We start from the raw sequence: 1,219 nt of genomic DNA on the forward strand, positions 1-1,219 counted from the left end.
GGTGGTGGTTTGGTAGTTGGTGTGGTCGAAGTGGTTGGTTTGTTTGTGGTAGGTGTGGGTGTAGGTGGGCCAGATGGTGGGGTTGTTGCCGTGGGTGTCGTGGTACCAGCTGTGGCAGTTGCCGGTGTTCCAGACGGTGTTTTTGAGTTTGTTTTGGAGTTGGGTGTTGTAGTGGGTTTGGGCTTGGTGGCGGGGGTGGAGGCTGGTGATGTTGTGGGTGGTGGTGGTTTTGAGGGCTTGGATGATGTAGGTGATTTGGGCTTCGATGATGACGGTTTGGGAGGAGTGGCCGAGGGTGGTGTTGGGGCCGAGGAGCATGAAGAGGTTGGGGTAGCCGTGGATGGTGGTGCCGCGGTGGGCTTGGATGCCGTGTTGGGTCCAGGTTTGGTTGAGGGTGGTGCCGTTGGCGTTGTGGATGCGGTGGGTGATGGGTTGGTTGGTGGGGGTGAAGCCGGTGGCGAGGATGATGGTGTCGATGTGGCGGGTGGTGCCGTCGGTGGTGGTGATGTGGGTGGGGCCGATGTTTTTGATGGGGGTGGTGATGATGTTGACGTTGGGTTGTTGGATGGCGGGGTACCAGGTGTTGGAGAAGAGGAGGCGTTTGCAGCCGATGGTGTAGTCGGGGGTGAGGAGGGTGCGCAGGTGGGGGTCGGGGACGGATTTTTTGAGGTGGGTGGTGGCCATGTTTTTCATGGCGGTGGTGCGGGTGGGGCGGGACATGAAGTAGGCGATGATTTCGCGGCCGTGTTTGTTGAAGTTGCGGCGGAATTGCTGGTAGCCGGGGAGGTGTCGGAGCATCCAGGTGTGGCGGGGGGTGTTGGGTTTGTCGGGTTTGGGGGCGATCCAGGGTGGGGTGCGCTGGTAGAGGTCGAGGCGTGCGGCTTGGGGTTGGATGTGGGGGAGGAATTGGATGGCGGAGGCGCCGGTGCCGATGACGGCGATGGTGCGGCCGGTGAGGTTGTGGTGGTGGTTCCATTGGGCGGAGTGGAAGAGGGTGCCGGTGAAGGTGTGGATGCCGGGGATGTCGGGGATGGCGGGGGTGGAGAGGTAGCCGGTGCCGGTGATGAGGAATTGGGTGGTGTAGCGGCCGCCGGTGGTGTGGAGGTCCCAGTGGTGGTGGGTGTCGTTCCAGTGGGCGGTGAGGAGTTCGTGGTTGTAGCGCAGGTAGGGCAGGACGCCGTGTTTGTGGGCGCAGTCGCGGAGGTAGTCGTGGACTTCG

1 protein-coding gene is annotated in these 1,219 nt (G+C 62.1%); it reads right to left on the reverse strand.

What is annotated here, in order from left to right; genetic code table 11:
* Window positions 1–1,219 (reverse strand): flavin-containing monooxygenase (locus ACFV4G_RS42100; RefSeq protein WP_380448684.1); only part of this gene is annotated, 1,219 nt, incomplete at both ends.

This window comes from Kitasatospora sp. NPDC059747 (assembly GCF_042732955.1).
GTDB lineage: Bacteria > Actinomycetota > Actinomycetes > Streptomycetales > Streptomycetaceae > Kitasatospora.